The organism is Ruminiclostridium papyrosolvens C7, assembly GCF_000421965.1.
GTDB classification, from domain to species: Bacteria; Bacillota; Clostridia; order Acetivibrionales; family DSM-1351; genus Ruminiclostridium; species Ruminiclostridium papyrosolvens_A.
In genome coordinates, this window is record NZ_ATAY01000098.1 from 136,052 (window position 1) to 159,624 (window position 23,573).

A 23,573-nucleotide genomic window follows, 5' to 3' on the forward strand; every position below is an offset into this window, starting at 1 on the left:
TTATCTGCTCCTTTCGGTTAACGTAATTTGATAAACAACCTGATATAAAGCCTCTGATTGTATGTATTCTTCAAAGGTTTTGTATTCTGGGTCTATTGTGTTCAATATTTCTTCGATTTTGTGCTCTGCTTCCAAGTCTTTTTTAACAGTGTAAAGTTCGATCTGATAATTTTTAAACTTTCCATGCACTTTGTAGTCTGATGAAATATTCTCATCAGTAGTCCTAATGTAAACGATGTACGGCGGATCCGGCGATGTTGTAAAATGATGGTATGCCACGGGATATCCAGTTGATTTTAACTGATTGCACAGCTCAATTTGTGTCATTTTTGCACCGCCCTTTCAATCCGTTCAACAAGTTCTTTCTTCGCCTTTTCTTCATTTGTAGAAATATGCGGCCTACCTTCTACCCTTCCGCCGCCTGTCTTAGCGTGTCCGAATTCCAGTAGGTGTGTCAGCTGATAGTCCGTGGCATTGTAAGTAGTCAGCCGGATATTGTCTCTATCTTCGTATTCCACCTTTGACCGCCAACCTTTAGCATATTTCCCCGTACCGTCAAACAGGGTTTTACTATCCTGTCTAATAGCTTCGGTCATTTCCTTGCTTACATCCTTGCAGGTCTTTTTTACCTCCTGAGTTACCTCTGTAGAATACTCAGACAATACTGCTGCCAATTGTGCTTCCAGGTCACTCATACAACACCTGCTTTCCTGTTGCAGTACAATTCCAACAACCCGCCACCCCGTGGATATGTACGGTATATGCTATATGTCTTGTCCTCATATTTAATGGTCGTTTCCCCATCGTATTCCTCTAAATCTATAACGAGCAAATGTTCAGGTTTTATTCCAGACTGTCCTGCATTATAAAATTCGGATGAGTTGACAGGTAATTCAGCACAGTAAACAAGCCTCTCCATTGGAGTTTTCAACTGATTTCCTATATTGTCATCACTAACGGTTGTTGATAGCAGATAGCAAACAAGGTCCAGCGATATGCTTTCCTTATTAGATATACTTTTACGTTTCAGCATATCGGGACCTCGCTTTCACTACCCGGTTTCTCAACCTATATGTCAAGTTTTGAGGTAGTCCTACATCTTCCTGCCGTTTTCGATACTTCCATGCGGCATAGTCGGATAATAGCATTTGGTCTTCCACATTACTTAAATCCAGAGTTATTCCCCTATCCTCAATTTCCTTTTGTGCTGCCAAAATCGTTGAAGTGAAATAAGCATCTCTTAAGTCATGAGTTATACCAAGGTCAATTTTCAGAAGATTTAATATAATTTCCATGTCCTATGCCTCAGATGTATATTCCAGCGTAACAAGTACAAAAGCATCATTTTTAGTCGGTTTTCCGTCAAATCTTCCTTTACCTCTGAATGCCATCTGGTCCTCAGAAAACTTGACATGCTCTGATTTATCAATCACAATGCTTTCACGTTCAACAAGGGTATACTTGTCAAACTCACCGTATAGGATTTCATCAGTATCCATATTGTTGTTGAATACAACCCGTAATCCTAACAAGTCAGGATTTTTAAGGTTTGGAAGTTTTGCAACAACCTCACCTGTTGCAGTTGGTTGAATGCTGTATCCCAATAGTCTGTTATAATATGTAGATCTTTTCATAACAGCAACAATCTCGCCAACACTGTCGTCCCCAGAATCAATCAATCCGATAGGCTTAACAATATCAACATATCCTGTCGGGTCTGTAACAGTTACTTTATGATCTTCTGCAAGTTTAGGAATAATGCCATCAGGTTGCTTATTGGCTGAACCTGTCCCTTTTAATATCGCAAGGTCAAGACCCTTAGCTATAGCACGGGCGATTTTCTTTGTAACATAATCATCAAGATTTATGATACTGTCCTGAAGCATGGCATTGTCAACAAAGGTAACCTTTCCAATCTTGTAACCGTCAAAGCTGATATCTGTGATTGTTCCGACTTCCGAGGTTGGTAATGTACCAGTCTGTTCAATCCAGGTTGCAGCTGCTGTATCAGTATCAATCAGAATTCTTGCAGTCCCCGTTACCCTTATCTTGTCAACCAACGGATACAAAGTCGTAAAGTCTCCCATAATATCCATGATACGGTTGATAACAACCTCTGGAATTGTCAGGCCTTCTCCGCCGACTGCCCTTAGATTTTTAAATTTCTCGTAAAACTCTTTTACTTCTGACCTCTCGTAGTATGCACCTGATTTTAAAAGCTCCCTTACTTGGTATCTGTTCATACTGTTTCCTCCTCTTTCTTCAATATCTTTTTTAGGTGGTTTTGGATTGTTTCCTCTTGCTTCAATTTCAGCAAGTTCACCTTCAATACGTGTGATTTCAGCTGAGACACTTGTAATTTTTTCATCTGTACCAGCTTCAGCAATTTCATTTTCCAGCTCATCAATGCCCTGTTGTACAAGAGCGATATCTTCGTCAGTCTTTGCTTCCTCTAAAGCTGTTCTAAGTTCGTTCTGCCTTTTTTTAAAATCGGTTCTCTTCTCTTGTAGAATCTGCATCTCAGCATTTCTTTGCTTTAACTCTGCCTGTAATTTCAGCTGTTTTAGCATCTAATCCCCTCCAGTTTCTTTTTTAAATCTATTTTTCTTTGCTCCCGGCTTCTATTTTGAGACACCTCGAAGTCTTTCTGCCTTGCCTGTATTTCTGTCTGTGGGTATGCCGGAAATGTACATATAGAAACCTCCATGGTATCTGCTTCATTTACTGTCCAGTGCAATCCGTCATCCCGTTCCTCATAGTCCTCTCCTTTAGGCTCAAACCCGAAGGAACAGCCTGATATATCCCCTCTTTCAACCCGTGCATAGACATCCATTGCCTGTGAATCATTGGGGTTAATCTTTACCCTGCCCCACAAGCCATATGCATCCACTTTCAGTTCAAGTGTTTTACTTGCTGTTCTGCCCAAAACAAATCCGCTGTCATGGTTGAACAAACAGCGGATATCGTTATTTTTTATTGAATTGTCGAATGCCCCTCTTGCTATCTTCTCAAAACACCGGGGCCAGAGTTCGGTTTCCTGCTCAAATACTGCGAAATATCCTTCTATGTATTTGTCATTTTCACCCTCTGCCCGGGTCTTAAGTTCACTTTTGAAATAGGAGTGTCTTTTATCCACCGTTACCACCTCCTTGTTCCAGTTTCTTTTGTTTACTTAAATCAGAAACTTTCAAATAGTTTTCTAACACTGTATAATCGTTCATGCCATCAACATCTACAGGTGAGTAATCAAACTCGGCTCTACCTTCATTTTTACTTAACATGCCAGTTGTAACCATTTTAACTACATGCTCGTCTTTTTCACCTAAATCATACTGCATAAGGGATTTAGGGTTGAATTTAAAGTACATTGTCGGTGAAAATAAAAGTTTCTTGGACAGCTCTTGCTGCAGGATCATGGCTATGGACATTATCGTTGTAGAAATAAAATTGTTGTACTCTTCCTTATTAAAAGCACCTACCCCAACCATAAAGCCGGGAACTCCTATTGCCGCCGCTATGACTTTTAGGTCTAGGGTTATACTGTCCTGTATTGCAAGGTCATTAAGGGTAAGGGGCTGTATTGTTTTTACATCTATCTCCCCCGCCGGAATCAACCACGGCTCCCCTATTTCAGTTGTCTTAGTGTAACTACCGAGAATTTTTGCCCGTTTTTCAGGATCCTGCAATTCTTCTGCATCAGAATTGATTGATATTATCATGCTCGGTTTCCATTTACTTTTCAGGAACCCTTTTTTAGTTGCATTTGCTTGCAGAAGGTTCATCACCGTTTCTTTAATCAACTGTGTGTAGCCTTGCCCTTTAAATGGGTAATCATCATCGGGATTCAAAACAAAATGCAGTACTTCGTCAGGGTAATATGGTGTGCCTCTATACCTTATTTGATAACTGTCCCCCACCTCATCAAAATTTAGACTGTCGGCATTAAGTATTTTCAGGTTATCAATCAAGCCGTTTTTTATCTGAGGGTATGCAACTGCATTACCGGTCAGTATCATATCTGTTACAAGCTTGTGAATGAAGTTTTTTCGGGTCATGTTATTGTTTGGGTATATGTCAATCTTCTTTGATAATTCATTTTTCAGCCGTATATCTCCGTTTTCTCCATTCTCCATTAACATGATTGTCATGTTGGACACCAGATCAGCAATCTTAAAAACACACCTTCTTATTTCTTCATTTTTAGATAATGGCGTATAGCCTTCCGGGCAAAGTATATCTCTGGCATCCGTACCGTTAAGCCACAACATTACCGGGTCTGCCCGTGTCTTATTCCTTCTAAATGGATTTTTCAATTTCATCACCACCCTTCTAAAACCATCCGCTTAGCTTACCTTTTTCCAATGCTTCCAATTTCCTTACACATGCAAAAACAGAGGCATCGAATATATCAATCCTCTGTGAATCCTCAACCTTTTCATACTGTACCATGTCATCCGTTTTCTCAATTGCCCTTACATTCTGAACACAGTATTCATATGCCTGGGAGCTGAGATAATATAAATTTCCGTCTTTTGCCTTCTGCTCTATCCGTCTGAACCCCTCGGACTTTTTATAGAAATATTGAGGCTGGTCAATAATATTGAAGTTTGCTTTCTTCATTCCAATAAAATATTCTCTACAGAATTTTCTATCATGCCCAACCTGCTTTATTTTAAAACCCATGTTTCTCATTTTTTTAAACCAGTTGACAATCTCGGCATGATTAACTGTTGCCGAATTACTCATGTCAAGCCAGCCGTCATCCTTCCAGCCAAATAGCGGAATGCTGTCTTCATCTGCCTTTTGAGCTGCCGCAACTATTGGAAACCATGCATGAGAGATTATAATATCTATTTCCTCGGGTACTTCTATTACTTCTCCCTTTTCATTTGTGATTTTAATCATCCGCCCGGTCATATAACTTCCATATAAAGCAGCCGCCGTCAAGTCATGGAGCTTTGACAAGTCTGCACCGCCATACCATTCAATGGGCAAGTTTTTCAGAAACTCAATCTTTTTATCCAGTTTCCACTCCGGCTTGATGTTGAGCTTTGCTTCGCAAGCTGTGTCAGACTTCCTGAATTCATCAATGTTGAAATATGCTCTTAATGCGGCAGTAAATACATTTAAAGATTTGGCAAAAAAGTCTTTTCTCAACTGAGGATCGTTCATGGCTTGCAAGGAATCATTTAAAATATCGTCGGGCCGTATTGAGACTCCATATGCCGGGTTTGCCATCTCATGAATAACCGGGTTTGTATAGTCAACATCCCCGTTTTCTTTTTCATCTGCCTTGCAAATAAAGACAAAGTACTGTTCATCGGTTACTGTCTTATCAAGAATCTTTTTACAATACTGAAGCTTTTGATAACAGAAGCTTGTCATACTGTCTCCGGCAGTAGTAATACCTATCATCAATTTATTTGTGTATGCCTTCATTGCTTCCTTTATAATGTTGTACTGCTTCGGTGTCTTGTATGCATGTATTTCATCAGCTATACCGATGTTACAGTTAAGAGAATCCTGACTGTCAGGGTTCGCCGCCAGTGCCTGAATAAATAAAGAACCGTCATCCAAATCCCCGCTAATGCTATGCTCCTGATTATTGTCAATAACCCGGAAGTTTTCCTTCTCTCCCATCTGTTCCAAATTAAAATTAATGAAGTTGAAGCTTTCAAGGGATTGTTTCAAAGCAGCAGCAACAATATATACCTTGCTGCCACTTCGCCTTTCCAAAATACCAAGGGCCCATGCAAGAGCAGCGGCAAAACTTGTCTTGATATTTTTTCTGGGAATAAAAATAAACGCCTCTTTGAAGCGCCTTCTTTTAGTCCCTTTGTGGTAAAACCCTAAAATGTTATATACAATAAATTTATGAAACGGTTCCAATAAAAAAGGCGTACCCCGGAGTGGAGTGCCGTCCAACTTTTCCCCCTGCATATGTACGAAAGTGTTCTCAATCAACTCAATAACGAATTCTGCATCATCAGTTTTAAAGTCGTATAGTGGATTCTCTAAGTCCTTTAAAAACCTTTGACAGCATTGGATCTGTTCTTTACAAGCAATTTTTCTATGGCCTGTGATACTTCTGGCATACTCCATTATAATATCAAAATTGTTAACTTTAGAATCAGCCATTCTTACTCATCACCTGTGTGAGCTTGCTTGTTTTTTTCTTAGCTTTCATTTCGTCGTTTATTTTTTTCAAGCCTAATGGAGTCAATCCCAAAATGCTCCTGTAGTTAACAAGGTCACTCCGTAAATTTTCAATAGCCAAGTACGTTGCTGTTTTTCTTATGTTCGTGAATCCTGAATTATTGGTGTACTCCTCCATCATCTTGCCGCCGCTGATAATGAAATCCTTGTATGCCCGATTGTAAATCTGCTGAGTCTCAGCATAAATTTTAACAGTGGCATCAAATTGCGGTTTGTAGGTATTGACTTCCTGCATTTCTTTAATTGTGTTTTTAATGATTTTGTTAACTTCTTTTTGTTCCGGTGACATTGACATTTTTTAATAACCCCCTTTTTTTAAAAATTCCGGTCTATTGGAAAAGCCTCCCTATCCCCGGTGTCCCAAAATTAATTATTTTTGTCCTTGGGTGGGGGGGTTCTTTTCCTCAATGCTTCTCCCTGTGGTGTCAATTTCTTGGTAAGTCTGTGATGCATTTTGTTGTGTACCCTATTTGCAAGGGATATAAGGTTCCAATCCTCCCATGCATACTCTGGATATTCATCAGCAGGCCATATGTGATGAACCATATCAGCATCGATTCTTTTTCCATACCGTTTGCTTTCCTGACACATGTAACCGTCACGCTTTAAAATGTGTTCCCGTTTCCGTTCCCACCGCTTGGAATTATAATCAATCATATTAACACCTCAACTAATTAAAATTTACATACATTATAGAAGGAAAAATTTTTTCACTTTAACATATCTACTATTCTGTTAAACTGGCATTTCCCTTGTAAAGCCTTGAATTAATGCATCTTAGGATAACATTGCAAATGAGTTTAACACATTCTCGTTATGTTAATGTCAAATCAAAATAAACGAAATTTCTTCATGCTCTTATTGATGTCTTCCTGCTCTATTCCAATGTACCTTAAAGTGATTTTTTGGCTTGAATGATTGAATATTGTCATTAACAATGCTGCATCTTTGAATTGTTTATAGTGTTGATAACCAAATGTTTTTCTTAACGTGTGAGTACCGAGGTCAGGTATGTCAAATAAATTGCCAACCTCTTTCATTATCTGATATGCTCTTACCCGGCTTAAGGGAGTATTCTTACCCTGTCTACTTGGTATTAAATATTCGTTAGGGTTCTTCCCTTCACAATATTTTTTTAATTCTTTTTTTAGTCTCAGGATTTATTTCAAACTTTTTCTCTTTCTTAGTTTTCTTTTCACGAATCCTGATTACGTCTTTATTTTTAACATCACATATCCGTAGTTTAAGAATGTCTGAAATTCTAAGTCCTGAATAAGCACCAGTGTAGAACATAATAAAATCCCTTTTATTATTCATCTTTAGGTACGAACAAATTTGTTTGATTTTCTCAGGATCCCTTATAGGGTCAACAGTGTTCATCTTAAACCACCTTCTTTGCATAAATACTTTTAGGAAAACAAAAATACCGCCCCGGCCTTCACCCCGAAACGGTACTTTTCAGATTACATAATAACATCATTTAATGTGACATTGCATCGACATGTTTTGGACATTAATAATCGTTTCAATATTTTTATAATAAAGAATCTTATAACTCAATTTATTCAGCCACAAATTTTCTAACCATAGTTAATTTAATACATACATAATGCTTTATACATTCGAGCTTCTGATTTTTCACTAATTTCGTGATAATTTTCGCTGACATCCCCATATCTATCATTTTCAAAGCAATAATGGCGAAACTCATCAAAAAAGTGTTCTATATCCATAGTAATCCCTTCTATAAAGCACCCATACTCTACTAATTCATTTAAAGCACATTTATCAGCAGGATCCAATAAATATCTTTCATTAAAAGGGTGTTTTTTTCCTATTTATTTTTGAGAAATAACTCATAAATATAATTTATATTATTTTGATTTGTTTTGACTAAATTACATTTATTATTCTCGTAACTATTTTTTAGCATTATAGAATGGAAATTGGTAAGCTGATAACATTGCATCAAATCATCTTCTAAAAATTCTTGAGGGTTAATAATATCCTTATTTTTCATAAAAAACTCATTTAACGGCATAGAGTATGAACTATATTCCCTTAAAAATTTCAATGTTTCAAAATGTTCGCGAGCATTGAAGGAAATTATCGGTTTTTTCCCTATAGCAAAATTGGAAGAAAAACAGTTTATAACTTTAGAATGATTAATATTAATAAGCTTTTCTACAGTTTCTTTATCATCTAAGTATAATGTAGACAGCATTGCATGAAATAAAGAATAGTAACTTAAAAAATAATATGCAGAATAAATACCATTTTGAAATGCAAATTGTGCTTCTGTAAAAAAAGTAGATGACGTTGCTATTTCCTTTAATGATTTTCTTGTCCTAATAGTCCACTCTATCAATTTATTTTCATCACAAGATTTGAATATTTTACTATATCTACTCATCCAATTATTATAGTATTTTGTCTGCTCTTTTTCGTCAGGTATATTCTTATTTAATAATTCAAAATTTGCAACTAACCCATCTGGAATATGTATTTCAAAAGCCATAATTACCTCCGCTAATACAATTATATGCATTATATTAACATATATTTCAAATAATTAAATAATTTTACTTCAATTTCACAGAAAAAATATCGCTCAATTTTCAACAGAGAGCGATATTTTTATCAAAGATATTATACTAAAATTTTATATTTCACTTATGCATCCAGCTTCAACCCATCCACACCGAATATCAAAACCGATAATTCTTCAATAGCTTCTTTTCTGTCCCTTTCAATAGTCTTTGTACTGCAATACAGCTCTTCGGCCATCTGACTGTATGTCTTTTTGTCAATATACAGACCCACAAGCACCCTGTATTTTCTCTCCTTCTCCGGCTCCGATTTTGTTATGTACTTGTAGTACCCGAGGATCCTTTTAATGTGGTTAACAATAAGAAAGGTTCTTTCTCTTGTCCTCATAATTGAACGGACATAAACTTCGTCCTCATCGTCCTCCACCTCATCCAGAATGTCAATTGCATTAGCCTGCTTCAGCTGTTTGCTGGTGTACAGTGCCGTGTTGCAGTGTGCCACAAATTTGTTGTAGTTCTTTAGCAGTAAATCAGTATTCCTTAGCCTCCTATCAAACCGTGATTTCCTTTTTTCCTCCTTCTCCTTGCTGATCCTGTCCAGAGCTTCCCTGACTCCGGCTTGTACCCCAATCTGAATAATCTTGTCAATTGAAAATTCCACTCCATCTCCCGCCTTTCTCTCTTTGAACTTGTTTTCTACTGCATCTGTGTTATAATAAAAGTGAACATTTGTTTGGGCGAGAGAGCCCATTTTTTTTGCACAAAAAACCGCACTTCTTAAAAAATGAATGTGCGGTCGTGACTATTTTACTCTTATAAATTATATAAAATACCAAAACTTCTTCCTACTCAATTCTAAATCTATTGGCCAGTAACTCCGTTTCACTAATATACTTAACATTCTCGTATCCCATTTTCAGAGTGTAATTGTACATTTTCCCCAACAATTGTTTGTCTTTGCACCAAAGGATAACCCCCGAGCAATCGTATACACATAGTGCCATTTGGCAATCACTTTGTAGGAACTCTTGATAATTTGTAATATCTTCAACAGCTCCCTCTTCATTGAAAGCCTTAAGCGTAGCAAATACCATGTAATAAGTATTGTCTTTTGCCCTATTATATAAAATATCTCCGGATATAATTCGTTCTTCAGCCTTAAATAAGAATTCGTTTGTAAATTCACCATCTTCAAGCAAGTGTATCTCATCCCGGCTAAGTAACCACATGAAATTCTGGGCTTCCAAAGGCTCTAGTAGGTCAGATAAGTAATGCCCATAACCGTTAGTTATTTCAAAACATATCCCCATGTTTCTCAATAAGGTATCCTCCAAATATAATTTTAACTTTTTTCATTTGTCCGACTCATATATAATAATACATTTTAATAATTCCAATATATACTATATGTTAGACTTACTCAAGTTGTAGCCGCTCAAAATTTTTGGCACAAATTCTCAAAATATTTGGCAAAAATTTTATTGTTTCTTTGAAATAATTCCTAGAGAATATTTTTATTATATACTCTAGGAATTATTTAATCTAGGTCGTTTTTTTATCCTTATCCAACTACTAGAATAATCTCGCCATTTGATAATTTACTTTTTGTTACTGTACCTCCACCGCCTCCAGATATGCTTATACGATTATCTATATTATCAACAAAAGTACAATTTGCGTTATAAGAGGTTGACCCTCTACCACCACCACCAGAATTATTAACATCATTTTTTATGATTTTACTCTCATTGCACGTACAGGTCTTACGTTTACGATTATATATACAATAATCAAATAACCCTACACCACCACCCTCGGACAATTTATGCCAATAGGGACATTTAATAATATTACTATATTCTTTTTTATATCTTATTTTCTTTATAAAACGTTGAAATTTAATGCATAGTGATTTTAACATAAGTTCAGTAACCTCCTTAACCAATTATTTTGGATTTTTCCTCGGCGGTTATCCATCCCTTTGATACTGCAATGCCCAGTTGTTCTGCTGTTAGTTTTCCTATATTATATAAATAATGTAATCTTTCAAACATATCTTTATACCTCCTATAAATTTGATGTGATTAGAGTGTCAATTTGTGCCTGCATATTAAGATTGTCCAAGATTAAAGTGTCAACCATTTTCTGTAGTTTTTCAATTTCTGTTTTCTCTGCGATAAGTTTTACTCCGTCTCTATAAAAATAACCATCTTGGTATGTATCACCAATACTGACAGGAACTGTACCACAAATAACCGCACCAATACTGTATGCAAAGGATTGGTCAGCTATTATTATATTTTCTACTGTCGTTTTATCCTCCGCCAATATTGCACATCTTAAAGCTAAATCCATATCAATACCCCCAACGTATAATTACTATCCCACTACCACCAGTACCGCCATTTCCTCGAGGACTGCCATATCCTCCGCCACCACCGCCTCCGCCATAACCGCCGCCGCCCGGCCCACCACTAGACATTACCAAACCTACAGTTCCAAGACCGCCCTCTGAACCTGAACCAGTTATAAACGCTGAAGCTCCCGGAGCATTACCAGAACCTCCACCAGAATAATTACTTCCAGAAGTATTTCCGCCGCCTCCGCCAGCACCGCCTCCGGCATGTATACGACCAAAGAAATCCGTTGTAGGTGTTCCTTGTCCTGAACCGTTTACACCTGCTCCTGAATTACCCCCGGAAGAATAGATAGGATTAATGCCGTTACCTCCATTTGAACCCGCTACCCCGTTGTATGACCAAGTGGTACTTGACAAAATATTCCCTCCTCCTCCGGCAGAACCGCCATTTGCTCCATTACTAGAAGTTGCACCATTACCACCCGAAGCTGAAGTCAATCCAGTATAAGTACTTGACCCACCAGATGAACCAGAAGCACCTCCTGCACCTACGTAAATGGCTATAGGCGTTGAGGGTTTTACCTTAAAGAAAGTTTTGGTGTAACCACCACCACCGCCGCCACCGCCTGTGTAGGTGCTACCTGAACTGCTACCACCTCCACCGCCACCTACTAGAAATACGTCAACTGTTTGTGGAAGTCTATCAATGAAAGAAAGAGTGCCTGAAGAATAACATTCTATATAACCTTTTGTAGCTGTTTCTGCAACGATTTTACATGAACCTGTATAATTAACTTCCAGAGGTTTACCACCACTACCACTACGAATAAAAAAATTACTACCTACCCTCACAAAACTATAAGGTTTATTAGCTTTCATTACTCCCGTTGTTAATCGTGCACCCTCAGCATCTAAAAGTGGTGTAGCACCTAAACCGCAAATGTCCAATGTTGGTGATTCACCGCAATCAACATTTGGTATTATTGTTATTGGTAAGCCGTCTTCATATGCTGTTAAGGGGGGAGTAAGCGTTACTTTATAGTTGGTTGGTGTACTATCACTATCTACTCTACCGCTATAGGGTTGCCTGACATAATCCAACTTATGTGTATCAAGGTCAGTTTGGTTGGCCTTTGTTCCTATTAGGTTAGTGATAGTAGTTGCAAAGTTTGGGTCAGCTCCCAGAGCATCTGACAGCTCATTTAAAGTGTCGAGAGCAGCCGGAGCTGATGCAATAAGTTCAGCAATTTTGTCATCTGTATACTGCTTTAAAACTGATTGTGTATTGCTTGCAAGGTTTTGAGCATCCTCAATTCCTTGCTCTATATTGTTCATTTTCTCTGCGGTGAACCTAGTCCCTTGCTGTAAAACTTGACCGCTTTCAGGGTCAACAATATGGTCTATCCAAGTAGTTTTTTGGTATACTTCAGCCATCTGTTACACTTCCTTTATCTCAATATTGAATCTTCTCAATAATCCCTTTTCGCTTGGCTTTGTGATTATATCCGCCTTTTCAGCTAATACATTCCCACTTGTTGATATGAGTTTAAAATTGCTGAAGCTTCCACTCACACCTTCTCCAAAATTAAAATATACGCTGATTTTACTACCCTGAACGGTTACACTATAGGGAGCAATAATATTTGTCTGTCCGTCAATATCATATTGTCCGTGGTCAATTAAGTTCTTTACTGCTTGAGTTATTTCGCTAATACCTTGACTTGTAAGCATCAATAATCACCTCCACAAATAAGCACATTACAAATCGGAAATTCATATAAAAAGAAGTCAAACCTACATGATAGGCTTATACTTCCTTCGGTACTCAGTCCATAGTTTGGCTTTGCTGATGCTTCCTTTACCTTCATGACTTCGGCATCTATAACATATAAGTCATTAATAGTGCTTGGTGTTTTACTTTGAAGAAATACAATAAATTCTGCCCATCGAGAGGGGTCTGACAAATACATAGGCTCAATGTAAGATTTCTCATAACCAAGGGCCTTGACTGCCAAAAGTACACCTTCTTTTGTTCCGGCCTTTTCTGCGATAATGGCTTTCATGGAGAGCCGTGTTCTATAGGTTTCTATGTCTTCACCTTTTAGCCTTGGCATTCCTCGGTCTTTTCCATGTTCATTGAGCATAAGTTCATTTGCACTTATTATCATTGATTCATCTCTTACCCGAAACAGGTATTCTTTGCAGTCATCAAACAATTTTCCTATAACCTTAAAAAATATATAAAATTGATTAGCTGCTTTTAGTCCTTTTCTCAAAGGCGTAAACAATAGGCTGAACATATATTCTCCAAAACTTTCGAACTTTGCCATCACATCACACCCTTTCAACTGTCACGTTTATTTCACCGAGAATAATAACCTTATCATTTTCTAGGAATAAGTCCTCGCTTGGAACTGTTACCTTGACATTACGGGCAAAGGAGACTTTTCTTTTAATAGCATAAATAATGTCAGCGTGAGTAAGTTCATTAAGGGCTCGGTCTTTACTTATTTTAAGTAGCTGTGTAACTGCTGCTATGACACTCTCTGAAACGGTATTATCAGTTACAGAGTTTGGTATAGTAACAACCACAGAAACAGGTTGTGCAATGGTTGTAGAACTTTTTACAAGCACATCATCATAAGTGCCTTTAATTTCATTAACAGCTGTACGGACTTTTGTAAGAAGGCTCTCTGTGGCTTCTCCCGCCGTACCTGTTATGATTATATCTACCGTTCCTTGTCCTCGAGGATGCAAATCATTCACCTTGGCAAAGAGTACTCCTGAAATTGATTCGCATACATTTTGATATTTTTCAGCGGTGGGCCTTGTAGCCAGTTCTGACCATGAGCGGAGAGTACGTTCCCTCAGACTTTCCAAATCCTCAGTATCGCTGCCTTCTTGAGTTATCCAATCTACGTTATTTGAAACAGTACAGCCTCCATCCAAATATGTAAGTGACCGGGTTATTTGTCCTTGTGGGACATTATATTTTGTGCCTTCAAGTTCAGCCTCTACAAGAACATTTACCGTGTTGGAACCCTTTTGAAGGACAGTATCCTCGACCACAAAGAATCTAAGTTCTTCACCGTTTACATCCTTGATAGTTTTAAAAACGTGTCCTTTAGGAATTTTAACGGCGTCAGAACTGTTTCCTCGGGTCACAATTACATAGCCTTGTGTTTTTATAGCTTCTTTCTGTTTTTTACTGAAGTCTGCGGCCTTTAATTTGAGCCATGTTCCATCTGCATGTGTCACAAACAAATTGTTTAGGATGCTGCGAAGGAGCGTTATGAATTCAACTTTTATCTGTAATGCAATCATTAAGAGTGTGTAAAAGATACCTCCCGAGCTAAAGTTTGTTATCACAAAGCCTTCACTTTCAAGCTCGGCAACTTTTTCATCCTTCAGGTCGTTTATGTCCGGGAGCGGAATAATTTCATCAAGAATTTTTTCGTCAATCAATTTCAATCACCTCCACATTCACTCTGTCTACTGTAACGCTAACACTATAGGTAGTTGAGTCGCCAACAAAGCAAAATGTAACAATAACCTTCAGTGCGTCAGATTCAAAGTTCACTTCTGTTGATACTGTCTCAGCGTCAATTACTTCTCTTTTTTCAAGCTTTTCTCTTACACGTTCCTTTATTTCGATAATAGTTAAGTCATCTTCTTCACTTTGGAAGAAGTCTACAAGTGACCATCCCCATGTATCATCGTAAAAAAGTTCTCCTTCCTGCGAAACAGCTTCAAGACGAATATCCTGCATTATACATTCGAACCCAGAAGCAATGGGAGCGTCTCCTGTCGCTGCCTGTGTGAGCTGCCATGATTCATCAAGTTTTATATCTGTATCATCGAGTCCCGCCATCAAGCCACCTCCCCAAAAATATAAGGATTAAGCTCTCCATATAGAAGTCCGATTGCAACATACTTCCCGGAATCAACCTGAAGCTTTGAAAGGACTCCTGGTATTTCAGGATAGCGTTCATCAAATTCACCTGTTTTGCCAATAATCTTGAGACTGTATTCAAACCACTCACCTGAAGGAGTTACTTTTGTTATCTTCGCACGAAGCAGAGAGGGGAGCTGCAAATGAGGGTAGGTGTCGGCTATTTGTTTATCAATAACACTTTTTATCATTTCCTCAAGCATTGTTTTCACCCCTAAAAGTAGATATATGTTCGAATAAATCCTGCCTCATTTGTTGTAAACACAACCTTTTTTACTTCAAATTCTCCAGACACTTCAGGGTGTGAAATACTGATTTTCTGTGAGTGTTTGATAAATGGAGCCGATACCGTTTCCAATTCCCACACACCACCGGGCCTGTTCAGGGATATAATGTTAGTGCCATATTCAAATGAATAAACCTTTTCTTGTTCTGGTTTTTCGCCCCAATAGAATATACCTCCTGAAAAGAAAAACTTTTGTGAAATATTCCAAACTGCATTTATTTCTTTCAGAACGGCGATTACACTCTTTTGAAATATAGGAATCCGTGCCTTTGTAGGATAGGAAACATTTGAAAGCTTAACATTTGTGACCCCGGCTTTCGAAAGGCAAAATGATATAATTTCCTGCGGTGTTGAATCAAGAAATGTGTTGCTGATTGTGGTCTCCTCTAGGAAAATCATTTCATCCTTCAGAAGTATTTCGTTAGCGTATGTACCGCTATTATATGACTTTGTGATATATCCTTCAAACACGTCATCAAATACACTATTGTATCCTAGCTGAATTAAAGCTTTTTCCTTTGACGAAAGAGAGAGCTTATCCTTGAACTGTTCTGTAAAACGTACTTTTGCCCAATCAAAATAACTACTTTGACTTGAATATACCTCAATTTCAATACCTTCAGTAAAACTATATGTTCCAAGTTCAACACTAATTTCAGGGTAAAACAGTTCTGTTGTGTCCATCTTAGAATCACTTCCTTTCAGTATGGCATTTTTGAGAGCCTATTTGTGTAGTTCGCAGTTTTTGCATCATCCACAGCGGGAGTATTTTTGGTTTTTGGAACCTTGCCTCTGTCATTTTTCAGGTAGTTTTGATATGCAGGGTCAAGGCCGCTTGCTGTTTTGGAGGTACTTTTCTTTTTACTTTTACTTGGTTTTTTTGCTTTTATAGTAATTGTGTTATAGGCCCAAAACTCCAAGCTTACTACAAGCTGCTGCTTTTTATTTTCTTCTTTAGTTCCAAGGCTTTTAAATATAACCTTTTTAATACGGCGAGCTGCCAAATGCTCATTGATAATCTCATGGACAACTGGCTTTGTCTGTCCGGCTTTCTTGAAAAGGTTTTGAATTTTATTGAGCTTATCTCTCTTTGTGGCTTTCGGGCCATCCTCAAGAACAAGCTCTATTGTGATTTTTGCATCCTCATAGCCCGTTGCCTGTTTTACTTTCACCGTGCTACCCTTGACCTCCTGTTCGTCAATTAAAGCATCGTCTTTGACCTCAATACTTTTAATGAGGCCGGGGAGGACAACCCCGCTCACTTTTATTGAACTGTCATCAACAAATATCATCGGTTATCCCTCCCCCGCAACAATAAGTCCGTTACCGTTTGTAAAATCTTCAATTTCTTTTATAAGCTTCAGGAGCTGCGAAAGCTCTTTTATTTTAGAAAAGTCCACATTCATAAGAAACTTCTGAATTACAACCTGTCTGTCCTTTTCGGTAGTGGTTTCTGAACTCTCTTTTTCTTTTGTAACTTCTTTGAGGTCGACCTTCTTTATAGGCTTGCGTTCAGTATCAATCTTCCCGAGGCCCTGTTCAACTGCTTTGTATGGAAGGTTAGAACCCTTATCAATACCTTCAGCAATAGTCGACATTGTCCTATGTCCTGAAAGTGTCAATTCACTAAGAGGCCCTTCGTGTGCATCTGAAAAGGGAAGTAGCTGTCTGACTTTATGAAATATATCTTTAACAGCGTGGTAAGGTTTCATTGCAGCCCCTTTGATTCCTTCAACAAGTGTGTCTATGATTTTCCCACCACTTTGCTTAAACCATTCAGGAACACCCATAAAGAAGTTTTTAATGGCATTAATACCATTTACAAAGCCCTCTTTGATTCGAGCCCACATATCAGTAAAGAAGGTAACTATGGAATTCCAATGAGTAATTATAAGCAGCGGTATTCCGATAAATGGCATAAATGCTGCTATTGCAATTTGTAACCATATTGGCATACCCGAGAATAGGTTTTTTATCCAATCAAACCCGGACTTGATACCGCTTACAAACTCGTTCCATACACCCTGAATCCAAGAGACCACCGAATCCCAATTTTGCCAGAGCAGAATAATTGCGGCAATCAAAGCAACAATACCAACAACCACCCATGTGATAGGGTTTGCAATCAAGGCCGCTGTGAAGCTCCATACTGAAGCAATAAGTCCGGGCATTGCTGTTACTGCTGTTGTAATTGCCTGCCTTGCCATTCCAACAAGGCCAACAACCATATTTTTCAATGCTGTGGCTCCGTTAATTACTGCGGTCTTTGCCATAGTTCCAATACTTACAGCAACATTTTTAATTCCCGTTACTGCTGTTGAAGCAAAGGTCTTTACTGCACTGAAGCCTTTTTTTAATCCATCCCCTGCGTAAAGAGCTTTTATATATATTGTGTCAAATAACCCCGGAAGTGCTTTTAAAGCTATACGCATACCATTTATAAGTCCTGCCGTTTTAGTAAATACAAGTCCCACGCCTCCAACAACTGCTATTGTCGTTCCTGCTACTGTTAAAAATGCTCCTATTGCAATCACTATGAGCATGATAACCTTGACAAGTTCCTGATTGTTTTTGACCCATTCACTAAACTTCGTCAGGATTTCCGAACCCTTGCCTAGCATCTCGTTAAAGGTAGGAAGTAGGCTTTTACCGATTTCTTCCGCTATGTTGTGGAGCTTTTGCTGTAATACCTCATATTTTTCTCCCTCCGGCTGATTAATTGCGTTTGCCATATCTTTAGCAACACCTATGCCTTGGCCCATACTACTGTATAATGATAATATGTTTGACTGGAGGTCTCCCGTTTTTGTGTAAAGTAAATCTATCAAGCTAACGGCTTCATCAGTTCCAAATGCTTTTGTCAACTTCATTTTCTCTGCCGCATCCATCGTCTCTCCGAATTTGCCCCTCAAGAGTGCAAGTATCTGAGGCATTGACAAAAGCTGATTATTGGTATCAGTAAATTTTAGTCCTAATTCTTGCCCAGCTTTTGCTGCTGTTTGTAGGAAAGCCCTATATTTTGTCCCTGCCTCACTCCCGCTCATTGTGGCTTGAAGCATTCCGAGGATGGAAAGTTGCTCTTCCATCGGCACTTTTGCACTTGTTGCAGCTGCACCCATCGTCTGTATTGCTTGAGCCATTCCCGAGCCTGTCGTTTTAAAAGCCTGCACCGATTTAGATATCCCGGCAGAGAACATCTCACCGAAGTCTGTGTCGCTAATATTTTTGTAAAAGTCTTTATAAATTCCATATCCAGTCGCAAAAAGGCTTGTCATTTCAGCAATGCTTGACTTTGTGCCTTTAGCAGTAATACCAGCAATTTCGGTAAATTTGGCAACTGATTCGTCCGACAGTGAAGATATTCCAGATTTTATATCATAAGCTGCCGTTATAAAGTCTGCTTTTGTATTACCCGCCCAAGTATTCGAAAAATCTGTTGCCGCATTCTCAAGGGCTTTTAGGTTTTTGACTCCGAGAGAAGCCAATTCTCCAAGGGCTCGACGTGTCTCAAATGTTGCCTCAACTGGGGATAAAGCTGCATCAGATATTTGAGCACCAATGCCCGCCATAACTGCTCCTGCTTTTGTTACATCACCAAAAGTCTGCTGCATTCCTTGAAGCTTTGATACAGAGCCTTCAGTTACTGACTGAACTCTTGCCATAGGGCTCGTCAGATTGTCGACCATATTCATAATAAGAGATAATTTAAATACCGATTCTAAGCTCACACTATTGCTCACCTCGTTTCTAATTGGTATAATAAGTCAGAGGAGGGATTATCTTGACACTGATATTTGTTATGTTAAAGGTCTTGGTATTTGCCTTATGTGCCGGAGCTATTGTCTCCGTAGTAATTCTTATTCCAACATTTTTATATACGATTCCATATACCTTATGGGTAGGTCGTGAAAACACAATGGGTAGGCATAAAGACAAATCAAAAGAAAGTATTTTTCGAGCCGCTCGGAATGCAACTAAACTGTATAAATCATGGATTACCAGACAGAAACCGACCTTTTAAAAGAGGTTGGTTTTTTTAATCCGAGAATACTTTTGAGATTGCCCTTGCAACAATGTCCTCCTCAATTTCTTCAATATACCTCGCCCGAGCAAGGAGCCTGATAAAATCCTCTAAATCAAGCTTCCCTATATCATCCGGCAGAAGAGCAGGGGGGACGAATCTATGAATCTCAAGTGATGCCGCTTCTATAAAATCTGTCCTCACCCTCCCGAGCTGCTCTTCTACAGCTTCATTAAATTTGCACTTTTAGATAATCCGAGCATGGAGAGAAGTTTCTCACCCGCACTTAAAGTAAGAGCCGGATATTCTTCAAGGTCAGCCTCTAATTTGTCACGGTGTTCAGGAATGATATTATCAAACATAAAGGTTTTGAGTGCCTTGGTCATGCCATTGGATGATGTCTTGACATAACGGTCATAGCTTGCAGTAGTTGGCTTTATAAAGATATACGATTTTTCAATCTCTGTATTATCGTCAGGGTTCAGTGTCAAATCGAGCTTATACACCTTTCCGTGTTTTGCCTTCAGTTCATCAACATTGGGAGTAGAAGAGCTACTTTCAACTCCAGTATTATTCTTAATTGTCTTGTCATCCATAAAAAAATCCTCCTATTGAATTTGACATTTATTTTGAGATTTATAATGCAGCAACGCCGTCGCTTTCGATTCCTCCAACTATAAGAATATCAAGGTCTATTTTCAAGCTCTTGTCCCCTTGAGCTGCCTTATTACTTCTCTTAGTAAAAGTGACAGTTTTAAGTACATCGCTTCTTGTACGGTCTCCATCATTTGCATATGACACTATAATCATGGGGATTACAAGCTTGAAAATTGGGGTCTTTTTGCTTTTACAATAATCAAGCAGAGCATCATAATCATCACGGAGCATACTGAGCTTGCCTTCTGCCTTGTAATTACCTTCGCCATAACCTCTCGGTTTTTGGCCTTTACCATATGCAAGTTCTTTTTCAAGCTCGTCATCATATGAAATTTCTTGAACTTCAAGAGAAAGACCGGGGAGCTTGACATCGACATCGCCCCAATCATACGCTTTTCCATTTACTTTTAACATTGTTCAGCCTCCTTCTAGTCCGAACTCGGTTTGGTTCTGCCGAGGTCAACTTCTATTTCTCTGATATAGCCACGGGAGACATATCTTATAACTATAGACATTTTTTCAGTCATAATTATATCCTGTCCCTCTAGGACGGTAATTGTAGCCGAGGTTATTTCCTTCAGCTTGACCATATCATCAAGCGGAGTCTGCATGAATTTCGCTCTGGTCTCAAGTTCATTCTGAACATCCTCAAGGTCGATATCATCCTGAAGGAGCTGAAGAGCTTCCTTGCGTACTTCTCTGATGATTTTATTCTTAACACGAACATCTTCCGCATAGCGATAGTCAGAACCTTCAGGAGACATGACCCGTGCATTTGTAACAAAGAAGCTATCAAGTCCGTCATATGAACGGAATGTCAGATATTTTGCAGTATCAAGAAGCTCTATGTATTCCTCTATTCCATTTGGTCTCAGCTCAAGCATCTTTGTTTTGGATATTCCCATTCCAGAGGTATCCCTTGTCTTGCCTATACTCTGATGTACTTCCGACTTAGAATACAATCCGCATACTATTCCGGCGTTATTGATTTCTCTTGTTATACCATCCATTCCTATGTAAAGCGAGCGTGCAGCGACAACCTGTATGTCGGTGTTTTTGACATCCTTTTTATCTGCTTCAAGTCTCTGGGCGTATGCTGAAACATTTTCATTATCATCTGGGGCATATGCTTCAAGCACAAAGAGGAGCGGTTTATGATAAGAAGTTGCAAGAACGACCTGTTGTTCTGATACTGCCGACCATAAAGCCTTTTGTGATTCCCCGACTATATGAACCAATTCATAATACTCATTGAAATACTTCAGCTTATCAATGGATGCAAGAGCGTCGCTATTGGTCATGGTAGGTGCAGTAGTTTTGAACTTGAATACATCTCCGACAAGAAATGATGTTTCAACGTCAGATTCCGCGCCTTCAGTAAAAGTAATTGTTAAGCCAGTTAATGGTATTTCATATTGACCAGTCAAAGGCACTGTCAGTTCATCGGAATAGCTGTATCCGCCATCTATTGAGTATATAAATAATGCTGAATTTCTGCGGCCTTGTCCTGTAATTTTAATTATCACATTAAAAGCATTGTATGGGTTTCCACTAACCGACAAAGACCCTGAACCTGTTGCAATCTTTTCAACTGTGCTTCTGCTTCCTGCTGTAGAGGCAGAAACCGGGATACAATATATACGACTTGAACCATTTTCAATTGAATCCATAACCTTATCAGCAAGGGGACTCAACCCAAGTAATTCTTTAATTTTTGTTGCTGTCATGTTTCCAGTTATAACAATAGGAGTGTCAGAGATAACAGGGGAGACTCCTATTTTTAAATGTACTCCATCGCCCTTATTGGAATTAAGACCAAGAAGGCCATCTGTTATGTTTGTTGTAACGTCTCTAAGCAATTATTTCACCTTCTTTCCGATTGGAGTACCAGAGAAATTTTTAACTGCTGCATCGAATTCTTCCTCCTCCACCATCTTTCCTGACTTCCACCCTTGAGCAGCACATACACCGTTTAAAATTGGTGTTGGAATTTTCTTTTTTCTCTGAAGTTCATCAACGAGGAAGAGTGGAGCTGTAATTGTAGCCGATTCCTGTTGTTTTTCCTTTTCTGCCATTTTGAGTCTCCTTTCATTTCTTTACCGATTCAATCACCACATCCGAAATCTTTACAAAGTCTGAGTCTTTATATACGCCACCTAAAAACTTAACCTTAAAATTAACTGCAACCTTTGCCTTGAGTATACTGTCATCGTCGTCAACCCATTCTGCCTCCTCAACTTGGATGGGAGTATAGTCTCCATTGATATAAATTCCTGAATCAATGATTCTTAGAAACGCTTCAAATATCGTTTCAGTTTTCGTTGGGTCTGGGTCTCCTATTATCACACTGAAGGTTGTCTCTCGGGAGAAAATCTTTCGCCTCTTATGTCGTTCACCTGTTTGGTCACTGAATATAGTTTTTGTGCCGCTTCGGTTGAAAGACTCCTCCTCAAAGAGTACAGCCCCAACATGAGTCTCTTGAGAGGCCCTAAGTCTCTTCATGCTAGTGTAGGGTTTTGAATGGATTCCTGCTTCCTTTAGCTTTGTTAATAGGTATTCTCTGCATTCTGTAAACATTGCTAATCCTCCATAAAATAATCCTCAAGAGTTCCCCTGATTTCTTCAATGTCTTCATCGCTCAGACCGAGGAAGGGGCGGGCAGGAATATTTACTCTCACATTTACTTGTTTTTTTCGTATCCAACGACCTTCCATTTGGAAAACAAGGCCCTTTGATGTCTTGGCCCGGATGGTGATACGTCTATTCTTTGCACCTAGTTGCTGAGTTGCTGCATAAATTTTATTAGTACCAACCGTAAAACCTGAAGCATCGGACTTTGACTTGATAGAGTTCTTCAGGCCAGCACTTACAACCAGAGTGACACCGCCTTCCTGCTCAGCCCGGATTGATTTCTTCCACTTCTTTCCGTCCGGGTCTTTTCGGTTCGGAACCGTTCTACGGTTGAACCTCTGACAGCCTCAGCAATAGTATCATTAATACCCTTTTTGTCGATTTCCTTGAGTTGTCTCATTCGGTTTATCAATCTTCGTGTATCACCATCAAGGCGTATACTGTACATTTCACATCCCCCTCAGTTGGTTCCGTGAGAATAGGCGAGGATTAGATGAAACTGAAAAGCCCGTTTTTGCTGCCTGAGTTGTATTTACCTTTCCGATTTCAACCTTTCCATCAGCAAGCAGTTCAAAGAACCTAATTGCTGCTTTATACCTGTTGAGATAGTTCTTTTCTCTGTCGCTTTCATCTATGCCTATTCGTGAATATAAGTTATAAACGGTAATGTCCTTGGCGAACTTGTTAATGACTTGAGGGACAGGAAATAGAGGAAGTGAGTATCTTTTTGCGATATATCCGTCAATCTCTGCCTCAGCGTCAGTTATTGCACCTTCGATGATAGGAACGATTTTTGCTTCACGCTCTGCAACATCCTCTATGTATTCACTGCCAATTATTGTGTTCAGAGCGTCATCCTTTAACATTCCTCGAACTTCTCCAACTGTACAGTAAGTCATTTC

At 38.8% G+C, this 23,573-nt stretch carries 36 protein-coding genes and 1 pseudogene; 1 reads left to right on the forward strand and 36 read right to left on the reverse strand.

Annotated features, from left to right (window positions below; genetic code table 11):
- From L323_RS39940 to L323_RS40060, 27 genes and pseudogenes are all read right to left on the reverse strand, one after another.
- Positions 1-327, reverse strand: coding sequence for a hypothetical protein (locus tag L323_RS39940; protein WP_020817298.1), 327 nt, complete (start codon positions 325-327; stop codon positions 1-3).
- Positions 324-695: an HK97 gp10 family phage protein gene (locus L323_RS39945; RefSeq protein ID WP_020817299.1), complete on the reverse strand. Its 372-nt coding sequence runs from the start codon at positions 693-695 to the stop codon at positions 324-326. The genes L323_RS39940 and L323_RS39945 overlap by 4 nt, the downstream gene beginning before the upstream one ends.
- Positions 692-1,033 carry a phage head closure protein gene (locus L323_RS39950; protein ID WP_020817300.1) on the reverse strand — a complete coding sequence of 114 codons (342 nt, stop codon included), beginning with the start codon at positions 1,031-1,033 and terminating at the stop codon, positions 692-694. The genes L323_RS39945 and L323_RS39950 overlap by 4 nt, the downstream gene beginning before the upstream one ends.
- Positions 1,020-1,295, reverse strand: a complete 276-nt coding sequence (locus tag L323_RS39955) for a hypothetical protein (protein ID WP_020817301.1) — start codon at positions 1,293-1,295, stop codon at positions 1,020-1,022. The genes L323_RS39950 and L323_RS39955 overlap by 14 nt, the downstream gene beginning before the upstream one ends.
- A gap of 3 nt (positions 1,296-1,298) precedes the next feature.
- The gene (locus L323_RS39960) at positions 1,299-2,570 is read right to left on the reverse strand and encodes a phage major capsid protein (protein WP_020817302.1); all 1,272 of its coding nucleotides are present in this window, start codon (positions 2,568-2,570) and stop codon (positions 1,299-1,301) included.
- On the reverse strand, positions 2,564-3,136 hold the full coding sequence (locus L323_RS39965) for an HK97 family phage prohead protease (protein WP_020817303.1): 573 nt from the start codon (positions 3,134-3,136) through the stop codon (positions 2,564-2,566). Before L323_RS39965 ends, L323_RS39960 begins: the two co-directional genes overlap by 7 nt.
- Positions 3,129-4,319, reverse strand: coding sequence for a phage portal protein (locus tag L323_RS39970; protein ID WP_020817304.1), 1,191 nt, complete (start codon positions 4,317-4,319; stop codon positions 3,129-3,131). The genes L323_RS39965 and L323_RS39970 overlap by 8 nt, the downstream gene beginning before the upstream one ends.
- A gap of 10 nt (positions 4,320-4,329) precedes the next feature.
- A complete protein-coding gene (locus L323_RS39975) occupies positions 4,330-6,138 on the reverse strand; it encodes a terminase large subunit (RefSeq protein ID WP_020817305.1) in 1,809 nt (602 codons plus the stop codon).
- Entirely contained in the window at positions 6,131-6,511 is a 381-nt protein-coding gene (locus tag L323_RS39980; RefSeq protein WP_004620724.1) for a P27 family phage terminase small subunit, read from the reverse strand. Before L323_RS39980 ends, L323_RS39975 begins: the two co-directional genes overlap by 8 nt.
- A 71-nt stretch (positions 6,512-6,582) precedes the next feature.
- Entirely contained in the window at positions 6,583-6,873 is a 291-nt protein-coding gene (locus tag L323_RS39985) for an HNH endonuclease (protein ID WP_020817306.1), read from the reverse strand.
- Between the two features lie 173 nt (positions 6,874-7,046).
- Positions 7,047-7,596 (reverse strand): annotated as a pseudogene (locus L323_RS39990) (tyrosine-type recombinase/integrase).
- 215 nt (positions 7,597-7,811) lie between these two features.
- A complete protein-coding gene (locus L323_RS41200; protein ID WP_131451057.1) occupies positions 7,812-8,018 on the reverse strand; it encodes a hypothetical protein in 207 nt (68 codons plus the stop codon).
- A gap of 32 nt (positions 8,019-8,050) precedes the next feature.
- Positions 8,051-8,734 (reverse strand): hypothetical protein, encoded by a 684-nt coding sequence (locus L323_RS40665; RefSeq protein WP_020817308.1) that lies wholly within the window; start codon positions 8,732-8,734, stop codon positions 8,051-8,053.
- A gap of 155 nt (positions 8,735-8,889) precedes the next feature.
- Complete coding sequence (locus L323_RS39995; RefSeq protein ID WP_031342586.1) at positions 8,890-9,426, reverse strand: hypothetical protein; 537 nt, start codon at positions 9,424-9,426, stop codon at positions 8,890-8,892.
- Positions 9,427-9,610: 184 nt separating this feature from the next.
- The gene (locus L323_RS40000; protein WP_242835345.1) at positions 9,611-10,075 is read right to left on the reverse strand and encodes a DUF2691 family protein; all 465 of its coding nucleotides are present in this window, start codon (positions 10,073-10,075) and stop codon (positions 9,611-9,613) included.
- Between the two features lie 251 nt (positions 10,076-10,326).
- On the reverse strand, positions 10,327-10,686 hold the full coding sequence (locus tag L323_RS40005; protein ID WP_020817311.1) for a hypothetical protein: 360 nt from the start codon (positions 10,684-10,686) through the stop codon (positions 10,327-10,329).
- A gap of 16 nt (positions 10,687-10,702) precedes the next feature.
- Positions 10,703-10,819 (reverse strand): XkdX family protein, encoded by a 117-nt coding sequence (locus L323_RS41015; RefSeq protein ID WP_020817312.1) that lies wholly within the window; start codon positions 10,817-10,819, stop codon positions 10,703-10,705.
- A 13-nt stretch (positions 10,820-10,832) separates the two neighbouring features.
- Positions 10,833-11,120 (reverse strand): hypothetical protein, encoded by a 288-nt coding sequence (locus L323_RS40010; protein WP_020817313.1) that lies wholly within the window; start codon positions 11,118-11,120, stop codon positions 10,833-10,835.
- Position 11,121: 1 nt separating this feature from the next.
- Complete coding sequence (locus L323_RS41855; RefSeq protein ID WP_020817314.1) at positions 11,122-12,558, reverse strand: glycine-rich domain-containing protein; 1,437 nt, start codon at positions 12,556-12,558, stop codon at positions 11,122-11,124.
- A 3-nt stretch (positions 12,559-12,561) separates the two neighbouring features.
- Positions 12,562-12,855, reverse strand: coding sequence for a hypothetical protein (locus L323_RS40025; RefSeq protein WP_020817315.1), 294 nt, complete (start codon positions 12,853-12,855; stop codon positions 12,562-12,564).
- Positions 12,855-13,454, reverse strand: coding sequence for a hypothetical protein (locus L323_RS40030; protein ID WP_020817316.1), 600 nt, complete (start codon positions 13,452-13,454; stop codon positions 12,855-12,857). The genes L323_RS40025 and L323_RS40030 overlap by 1 nt, the downstream gene beginning before the upstream one ends.
- 4 nt (positions 13,455-13,458) lie before the next feature.
- On the reverse strand, positions 13,459-14,589 hold the full coding sequence (locus L323_RS40035) for a baseplate J/gp47 family protein (protein ID WP_020817317.1): 1,131 nt from the start codon (positions 14,587-14,589) through the stop codon (positions 13,459-13,461).
- Positions 14,582-14,995 carry a hypothetical protein gene (locus L323_RS40040; RefSeq protein ID WP_020817318.1) on the reverse strand — a complete coding sequence of 138 codons (414 nt, stop codon included), beginning with the start codon at positions 14,993-14,995 and terminating at the stop codon, positions 14,582-14,584. The genes L323_RS40035 and L323_RS40040 overlap by 8 nt, the downstream gene beginning before the upstream one ends.
- A complete protein-coding gene (locus L323_RS40045) occupies positions 14,995-15,279 on the reverse strand; it encodes a hypothetical protein (RefSeq protein WP_020817319.1) in 285 nt (94 codons plus the stop codon). Before L323_RS40045 ends, L323_RS40040 begins: the two co-directional genes overlap by 1 nt.
- Before the next feature lie 11 nt (positions 15,280-15,290).
- The gene (locus tag L323_RS40050; protein ID WP_020817320.1) at positions 15,291-16,046 is read right to left on the reverse strand and encodes a hypothetical protein; all 756 of its coding nucleotides are present in this window, start codon (positions 16,044-16,046) and stop codon (positions 15,291-15,293) included.
- A 17-nt stretch (positions 16,047-16,063) separates the two neighbouring features.
- Positions 16,064-16,654, reverse strand: coding sequence for a hypothetical protein (locus tag L323_RS40055; protein ID WP_020817321.1), 591 nt, complete (start codon positions 16,652-16,654; stop codon positions 16,064-16,066).
- Between the two features lie 3 nt (positions 16,655-16,657).
- Positions 16,658-19,090 carry a phage tail tape measure protein gene (locus L323_RS40060; RefSeq protein ID WP_020817322.1) on the reverse strand — a complete coding sequence of 811 codons (2,433 nt, stop codon included), beginning with the start codon at positions 19,088-19,090 and terminating at the stop codon, positions 16,658-16,660.
- A 53-nt stretch (positions 19,091-19,143) separates the two neighbouring features.
- On the opposite strand from L323_RS40060, the gene L323_RS40065 reads away from it, so the two are divergent.
- Positions 19,144-19,383, forward strand: coding sequence for a hypothetical protein (locus L323_RS40065; RefSeq protein WP_020817323.1), 240 nt, complete (start codon positions 19,144-19,146; stop codon positions 19,381-19,383).
- Between the two features lie 15 nt (positions 19,384-19,398).
- On the opposite strand, the gene L323_RS40070 is transcribed toward L323_RS40065, so the two are convergent.
- Genes L323_RS40070 through L323_RS40105 form a run of 9 tightly spaced genes read right to left on the reverse strand, consistent with a single transcriptional unit; the run spans position 19,399 to position 23,570 of the window.
- Positions 19,399-19,587, reverse strand: a complete 189-nt coding sequence (locus L323_RS40070) for a hypothetical protein (protein ID WP_020817324.1) — start codon at positions 19,585-19,587, stop codon at positions 19,399-19,401.
- Positions 19,588-19,604: 17 nt separating this feature from the next.
- Positions 19,605-19,979, reverse strand: a complete 375-nt coding sequence (locus L323_RS40075; protein ID WP_020817325.1) for a DUF6848 family protein — start codon at positions 19,977-19,979, stop codon at positions 19,605-19,607.
- A 40-nt stretch (positions 19,980-20,019) separates the two neighbouring features.
- Positions 20,020-20,454 (reverse strand): hypothetical protein, encoded by a 435-nt coding sequence (locus L323_RS40080; RefSeq protein ID WP_020817326.1) that lies wholly within the window; start codon positions 20,452-20,454, stop codon positions 20,020-20,022.
- Positions 20,455-20,468: 14 nt separating this feature from the next.
- On the reverse strand, positions 20,469-21,899 hold the full coding sequence (locus L323_RS40085; RefSeq protein WP_020817327.1) for a DUF2586 domain-containing protein: 1,431 nt from the start codon (positions 21,897-21,899) through the stop codon (positions 20,469-20,471).
- Positions 21,900-22,115, reverse strand: coding sequence for a hypothetical protein (locus tag L323_RS40090; RefSeq protein WP_020817328.1), 216 nt, complete (start codon positions 22,113-22,115; stop codon positions 21,900-21,902).
- A 13-nt stretch (positions 22,116-22,128) separates the two neighbouring features.
- A complete protein-coding gene (locus tag L323_RS40095) occupies positions 22,129-22,617 on the reverse strand; it encodes a hypothetical protein (protein WP_020817329.1) in 489 nt (162 codons plus the stop codon).
- A 2-nt stretch (positions 22,618-22,619) separates the two neighbouring features.
- Positions 22,620-22,946, reverse strand: coding sequence for a phage virion morphogenesis protein (locus tag L323_RS40100; protein WP_347499145.1), 327 nt, complete (start codon positions 22,944-22,946; stop codon positions 22,620-22,622).
- A complete protein-coding gene (locus tag L323_RS42040; RefSeq protein WP_347499129.1) occupies positions 22,907-23,119 on the reverse strand; it encodes a hypothetical protein in 213 nt (70 codons plus the stop codon). Before L323_RS42040 ends, L323_RS40100 begins: the two co-directional genes overlap by 40 nt.
- A gap of 1 nt (position 23,120) precedes the next feature.
- Positions 23,121-23,570, reverse strand: coding sequence for a gp436 family protein (locus tag L323_RS40105; RefSeq protein WP_020817330.1), 450 nt, complete (start codon positions 23,568-23,570; stop codon positions 23,121-23,123).
- Positions 23,571-23,573 lie beyond the last annotated feature (3 nt).

Bases quoted from the DNA above. Each gene is read 5' to 3' on its own strand.
- L323_RS40055 (WP_020817321.1), bottom strand. From the start codon at position 16,654: ATGATATTTGTTGATGACAGTTCAATAAAAGTGAGCGGGGTTGTCCTC.
- L323_RS40095 (WP_020817329.1), bottom strand. From the start codon at position 22,617: ATGTTTACAGAATGCAGAGAATACCTATTAACAAAGCTAAAGGAAGCA.
- L323_RS40105 (WP_020817330.1), bottom strand. From the start codon at position 23,570: ATGACTTACTGTACAGTTGGAGAAGTTCGAGGAATGTTAAAGGATGAC.
- L323_RS39960 (WP_020817302.1), bottom strand. From the start codon at position 2,570: ATGCTAAAACAGCTGAAATTACAGGCAGAGTTAAAGCAAAGAAATGCT.
- L323_RS40030 (WP_020817316.1), bottom strand. From the start codon at position 13,454: ATGGCAAAGTTCGAAAGTTTTGGAGAATATATGTTCAGCCTATTGTTT.
- L323_RS40040 (WP_020817318.1), bottom strand. From the start codon at position 14,995: ATGGCGGGACTCGATGATACAGATATAAAACTTGATGAATCATGGCAG.
- L323_RS40045 (WP_020817319.1), bottom strand. From the start codon at position 15,279: ATGCTTGAGGAAATGATAAAAAGTGTTATTGATAAACAAATAGCCGAC.
- L323_RS40075 (WP_020817325.1), bottom strand. From the start codon at position 19,979: ATGGATGACAAGACAATTAAGAATAATACTGGAGTTGAAAGTAGCTCT.
- L323_RS39975 (WP_020817305.1), bottom strand. From the start codon at position 6,138: ATGGCTGATTCTAAAGTTAACAATTTTGATATTATAATGGAGTATGCC.
- L323_RS40000 (WP_242835345.1), bottom strand. From the start codon at position 10,075: ATGGGGATATGTTTTGAAATAACTAACGGTTATGGGCATTACTTATCT.
- L323_RS40665 (WP_020817308.1), bottom strand. From the start codon at position 8,734: ATGGCTTTTGAAATACATATTCCAGATGGGTTAGTTGCAAATTTTGAA.
- L323_RS40050 (WP_020817320.1), bottom strand. From the start codon at position 16,046: ATGGACACAACAGAACTGTTTTACCCTGAAATTAGTGTTGAACTTGGA.
- L323_RS41855 (WP_020817314.1), bottom strand. From the start codon at position 12,558: ATGGCTGAAGTATACCAAAAAACTACTTGGATAGACCATATTGTTGAC.
- L323_RS40080 (WP_020817326.1), bottom strand. From the start codon at position 20,454: ATGTTAAAAGTAAATGGAAAAGCGTATGATTGGGGCGATGTCGATGTC.
- L323_RS39945 (WP_020817299.1), bottom strand. From the start codon at position 695: ATGAGTGACCTGGAAGCACAATTGGCAGCAGTATTGTCTGAGTATTCT.
- L323_RS39970 (WP_020817304.1), bottom strand. From the start codon at position 4,319: ATGAAATTGAAAAATCCATTTAGAAGGAATAAGACACGGGCAGACCCG.
- L323_RS40005 (WP_020817311.1), bottom strand. From the start codon at position 10,686: ATGTTAAAATCACTATGCATTAAATTTCAACGTTTTATAAAGAAAATA.
- L323_RS40090 (WP_020817328.1), bottom strand. From the start codon at position 22,115: ATGGCAGAAAAGGAAAAACAACAGGAATCGGCTACAATTACAGCTCCA.
- L323_RS42040 (WP_347499129.1), bottom strand. From the start codon at position 23,119: ATGTACAGTATACGCCTTGATGGTGATACACGAAGATTGATAAACCGA.
- L323_RS39980 (WP_004620724.1), bottom strand. From the start codon at position 6,511: ATGTCAATGTCACCGGAACAAAAAGAAGTTAACAAAATCATTAAAAAC.
- L323_RS39950 (WP_020817300.1), bottom strand. From the start codon at position 1,033: ATGCTGAAACGTAAAAGTATATCTAATAAGGAAAGCATATCGCTGGAC.
- L323_RS39955 (WP_020817301.1), bottom strand. From the start codon at position 1,295: ATGGAAATTATATTAAATCTTCTGAAAATTGACCTTGGTATAACTCAT.
- L323_RS41015 (WP_020817312.1), bottom strand. From the start codon at position 10,819: ATGTTTGAAAGATTACATTATTTATATAATATAGGAAAACTAACAGCA.
- L323_RS40010 (WP_020817313.1), bottom strand. From the start codon at position 11,120: ATGGATTTAGCTTTAAGATGTGCAATATTGGCGGAGGATAAAACGACA.
- L323_RS39940 (WP_020817298.1), bottom strand. From the start codon at position 327: ATGACACAAATTGAGCTGTGCAATCAGTTAAAATCAACTGGATATCCC.
- L323_RS40025 (WP_020817315.1), bottom strand. From the start codon at position 12,855: ATGCTTACAAGTCAAGGTATTAGCGAAATAACTCAAGCAGTAAAGAAC.
- L323_RS39985 (WP_020817306.1), bottom strand. From the start codon at position 6,873: ATGATTGATTATAATTCCAAGCGGTGGGAACGGAAACGGGAACACATT.